The 5,329-nt window shown below is 39.6% G+C and carries 2 protein-coding genes; both read left to right on the forward strand.

The annotated features are described in order from the left end of the window. Positions 1-756 precede the first annotated feature (756 nt). Positions 757-2,301, forward strand: coding sequence for a replication initiation protein (locus C6G87_RS07605; RefSeq protein WP_104752912.1), 1,545 nt, complete (start codon positions 757-759; stop codon positions 2,299-2,301). A 338-nt stretch (positions 2,302-2,639) separates the two neighbouring features. Beyond that, complete coding sequence (locus C6G87_RS07610; protein WP_104752913.1) at positions 2,640-4,511, forward strand: tetratricopeptide repeat protein; 1,872 nt, start codon at positions 2,640-2,642, stop codon at positions 4,509-4,511. The last annotated feature ends 818 nt before the right edge of the window (positions 4,512-5,329 follow it).

Here is a 5,329-nt window from a genome sequence, read left to right on the forward strand (position 1 = left end):
CGCCAGCATCATAAGATTGTCTAGCCTGGAGCTCTTGTTTAGCTTGTCGCTTAGCCTGCTCTGCCTTATTCTCCTTTGCTTGCATTTGCACGCCTATAAAGCATAGAGTAACCAACAATGCGACTTTCAACACATCCTTCAAACCTGCTACTATCATCTTCTTCATCTTCCTATCCGCTTTTTCTCAGATCTCTAGCTCTATTATAGCTTATTTCAATTGAAAAACAAGCAGGATTGGGGGAGTCTTATAGTTGTAAGAGTGTTTTTCAACAGCATGTGTTGGATTGTACGGCATTTTGCTTTCAAAAGCTACGGGATTATGGGATTTATGTCTTGAATAATACGTTTGTTTTACTGTCAATCTTGCGGTGTGGAGTCAATAGAGTTTTAATGCAAGTAATCAAAGCTTGATGGATTTTGTCAAGTCATAAATTTTATGTAAAAAGATGCTCTTTTAAACTTTTTAACCTGAGGCGTTTTTTGCTTCACGCGCGCGTAAATCATTTGTAAATCTTTTGTAATATATTTGTACGCGTTTTTTTTTTTTGTTTCTAAGTACCATGAATACGAATTTTCAAAGTTTTTTTTTTTTATTCGCTAGGGGTAAATTCGGGGATCGCTAGGGGTAAATTCGGGGATCGCTAGGGGTAAATTCGGGGGATCGCTAGGGGTAAATTCGGGGTCGCTAGGGGTTTATTTCATGAAATTATATTATGTGCTATAATTTACGAAAATTACATAAAAAAGGCGTGTAAAATGAATGATGTGGAAACACAACGTCAGAATTTAGAACAGCAGATCAAAAAGCTACAAACGCTCATTAATCTAACGGCAGATTCTGCTCTCAAGCATATACTGGAAAGAAGACAAGCCAACTACCTCGATAAACTAGTGACCTTAATCCAATCGCCGTCTGCAAACCTTCCTCAGGCATTGGATTTGCCGAAAGTGGACACGTTGCCACAAAATGTTTCAAACTTGCCCCAAGAATTGCCTGTGTCATCTAGAGAGAATGCAGATCGAACAACACTTGTTAATGGAGATACAACATCGCTCGTACCTAGCGTTCTTGCGAAAAACTTACCAATCACAAATTCTTCTCAAGTTGTCATTCACAACGATATTTACAAGGTCAATTTAGGAAAGTTAGGTGCATGGGAAAGCAATCTATTCTTTACCATTTTCAATAAACTCAAAGATAACGGTGGAACTCTGGTGCGATTTAATTCTAAAGAAATCAAGGAAATGATCGGTAGTCAAAAGATTGATGATGCTAATCTACTAAGAGTTGTTGAAACACTTTGGAAAAATGTAAAAATGGCTAATTTTTGGGAGATTATCCGCTTTATTGAGAATGATGAAGAACTAACTAGAAAAACTAACTACTTCTTGTTTAAGCATTTTTCCATTGTAGCAGACAAGACACCAAAACTCAGGTATATCGAAGTGGGTATTAACACACCCTACTTTACCCACCTACTTAATGACCTTAAGGGTAACTTTACCACCTTTCAACTTAGACAGTTCATCACCCTTAGAAGCAAATATTCTAAGACTCTTTACCGACTCTTAGTGCGCTTTGAAGATGTTAAAAGCGATGATTATGCTTGTGACGTGCTCACCTACCAAAATGATTTTCAAGGTTTCAGAGAGTTCATGGGTTTTCCAAAAAGTCTAGCTATTAAAGACATCGATAAAATCTTAAGAGATGCCTGCAAAGAACTTGGTACACTTTGGAAAGACTTTGATCCAGAAAATCCTAACCGCTCTCTACCTTACCAAGCAATCGATTATATTAAAATCAAAAGAGGACGAAGCCACAAAGTTGTAGGCATTACTTTTCACTTCGTTACACAACCACATATAGAGATACAAAAATCCATCTTAAAACGCAATAATCAAAATCGCATCTATGGCTCATTGAATGAGATGCGAAAAAAAACATTCGATAAGGAAATCAAAAAAATTGATAAAAAAGAAGAACACACCCAATGTTACTATAACAAACAGGAGCGTGAAACACTAAAAGGCTTTTGCAACTCCATTGGAAATTTATTAGTGCAAAATCCAGAATACTATTTCAAAAGCGTTCAGCTTATAGATATACGCGCCTGTAAGGGCACCGATCCACGACTAGTTTGTCAATTCAAAATTTCGAATCCCAGTTCTGCCGATCAGCATTATGCTAGCTTTTTTCAAGATTACACTAGATTTTTCCAAATAAGAGGAAACGATCATTTCACATATATCTTTGCCAACCATGATAGTTTTTTGCGAGAATTCGTCAAAGATGCTAAGTAAATTTACCGACCTGAAAAGTATTGCCAAACACACCTAGTAAACTTGAAACGCACCTCGAGAATACACTCGATGCTGATGAGCCTACTCGTTCATTTGTGTCTATAAACAAATTATGATTGTTAGTATTATAGTCTAGAAGCTATCGCTAATCGACGATGTCCATTGAATACAAGCAAACGTATCATGGTCGCGTCTCAATTCTAAATAAAACCCATGTAAAATCTATTAGAGAGTTTGTTTTTTGCACACTATATGCTTTCCCTCCCCCAATCCTGCTTGTTTTTCAATTGAAATAAGCTATAATAGAGCTAGAGATCTGAGAAAAAGCGGATAGGAAGATGAAGAAGATGATAGTAGCAGGTTTGAAGGATGTGTTGAAAGTCGCATTGTTGGTTACTCTATGCTTTATAGGCGTGCAAATGCAAGCAAAGGAGAATAAGGCAGAGCAGGCTAGACAATATCTTGATGTCGCCATCAAAGCCTATACAAGTAAGCAATACAGGAAAGCTGTGGGGTACTTCCAAAAAGCGGCTAGGATGGGAAATTCACAGGCTTACGCGTATTTGGCAGGAATGTACAGTCTTGGGCAGGGCGTGCGTAGGGATTGGGAAAAGGCTGAAGAATATGAACAAATGCTTCTCTCTGTTGCCTACAGGGAATATCTCAACAAGTTTAGGATTACCGATCAGTACCTTGAACTTGCTGGAAAGGCTCTCTCGCGCGCGGATTATCAAGAAGCTGTCAAATACTACCAAAAAGCAGCGGAGAAAGGGAGTGTCAGAGCCTACAATAGTCTAGGGTTTATGTACAAAAGCGGACAAGGGGTACAGCAAAATTATCAAGAAGCTGTCAAATACTACCAAAAAGCGGGTGAGATGGGGGATGGTGGATCTTATAAAGCTTTAGGAGACATGTACATAGAGGGACACGGTGTGCCTAAAGATTACGCAAGAGCTTCTGAATACTACCGGCAAGCAGGGAAGATGGGGGATGGTGGATCTTATAAAGCTTTAGGAGACATGTATGCAGAAGGACATGGCGTGCCCAAAGACTACACTAAAGCCTTTGAATACTACCAAAAAGCGGGTGAGATGGGGGATGGTGGATCTTATAAAGCTTTAGGAGACATGTACTACGATGGGCAAGGCATGCAACAAGATTATCAAGAAGCCATGGAGTACTATCAGAGAGCGGGCAGAATGGGGAATGCTGATGGCTACGCGTATTTGGGCAATATGTACTATGATGGTAAGGGCACGCAAACGGATTACGCCAAGGCCTTCGAGTACTATAAAAAGGCGGATGGAGGAGGCAAAGGGGTAGCTTTCTATGGTTTGGGAACTTTGTACCAAGGTGGGTTAGGTGTACCGAAAAATCCAAAACTTGCGGAGGAATATTTTCAGAAAGCTTGCGATGCAGGCTTTAGAAAAGCATGCGATCTTCAGGGCTTGGGTCTGCATGAGAATCTCCAAAACAAGAACTTTCAGAGTGTAGAGGAGTCCTCTGAAATTTACGCTGAGCCTCAGTTCGTTGAACCTCAAAAGAAGGTTAAGTTGGGCACTAATGCAGAAGTATCTACTCAAGATAAAGAGCAGTCTATCGAGAAAGTGAATACAGACAAGGAGAAATCCACAGATAAAGACGATGGTCGCACTTTTGAAAAACAAGTAGATACTCTGATGACAAAAGTAGATAGTGTTAGCAGAGAGGTGGATTCGCTTTCCAAAAAAGTAGATAGCATCACTCAGAAAGTGGAAGCACTTTCTAACAAACAGGGCGAGTCTGAAAATACGGGCAAACAAGAGCAACAGCATGAGACCGTGAGTCAACCAACAAGTAAGCATTCTGAGCCCAAATCAGCTAACGAGAATCCTAACAACAAAGCTACACAGCATGAGCTCTCACGTAGCATAACAACTGAGAAGGCAAGTACACTAACTGAAAAATCGAGCCAACCTGAGAGTCTGAACAAACTCGAGCAAAAACACGAGATCGTAATTCAGCCGGCCAGCTCTAGCGAAAATTTAACTGGTGAAGGCGTTGAATTCGAGACTATTGCAGAGCGCCCTAACGACAACAACAAAGCTACACAGCATGAACTCTCACGTAGCATAACAACTGAGAAGGCAAGTACACTAACTGAAAAATCGAGCCAACCTGATCAAAGAGCAACCGTGAGATTACGCCCCATGAGTGGCAATTTACAGTAGAATCCTTTGGAGGATTCGTGAGTTCTTACCCGCTAAAGGCGGGTGGTCTTACGAGTTTGTGGCACTCTGCGGGGGGCGCGTTGGTGTGGAGAGTTTGCCTTCAAGGTTTTAGGATTTTAGTAGCTTTGCATAAAGACTTCATGTGCCTTTAAAGAGCGAGACAAATGCGAAATTCATCCTCAGATCTATGCTTTTTGTGGTCTATAGTCTTGGACTTCCTCCATGCCGTTTTTCTAATTCTTATTTCAGAATGTTTCAACAAGCGATACTAGTAGAGATTCTATGAGCATAGAGAATCATCAAATTTGAAATGAAGCTTCTATGGTTATACCGACAAAGTCTGAACCCCCTCTATACCCTATAACTATAGATTTTGCTAAAATAACTGCATTTGCCACAAGCAACTCTTTCTAGACTTACACGCGCCAAATTGAAATGCCTCTAAATCATTCTGTCTTATTTCATCAAGCAAATTCCTAATCTGTTGTATCTTAATTTGTATAACTATACGGTATCTTTACTATACTTTCCTTATATTAAACCTGTAATATTAAACCTGTATTGGAATTATGAGTAGTGTGCCCTTGTTGCCAATATGTCATATATATCTCAATATGAGTTTCAACACTAGAAGTTGTATTCTAAGATCTACTATACTGGATGGATAACAAACATGTAAGGAAGAAGCGATAAAAATGCGATGCAAGTTTTAGCAAGGCTCTCTATCCTGTAAAGTATAGCACAACATTACTTTCAATAATGTAACTGTAATCCAGTGTAGTTGTACACTAGTAATAGTTCCCCAATCCTGCTTGTTT

The sequence above is a fragment of the Helicobacter baculiformis genome (assembly GCF_900197685.1).
GTDB classification, from domain to species: domain Bacteria; phylum Campylobacterota; class Campylobacteria; order Campylobacterales; family Helicobacteraceae; genus Helicobacter; species Helicobacter baculiformis.

What these genes read in the sequence shown, in the direction of transcription:
- C6G87_RS07605 (WP_104752912.1), top strand. Translation starts at nt 757, where the DNA reads ATGAATGATGTGGAAACACAACGTCAGAATTTAGAACAGCAGATCAAA.
- C6G87_RS07610 (WP_104752913.1), top strand. Translation starts at nt 2,640, where the DNA reads ATGAAGAAGATGATAGTAGCAGGTTTGAAGGATGTGTTGAAAGTCGCA.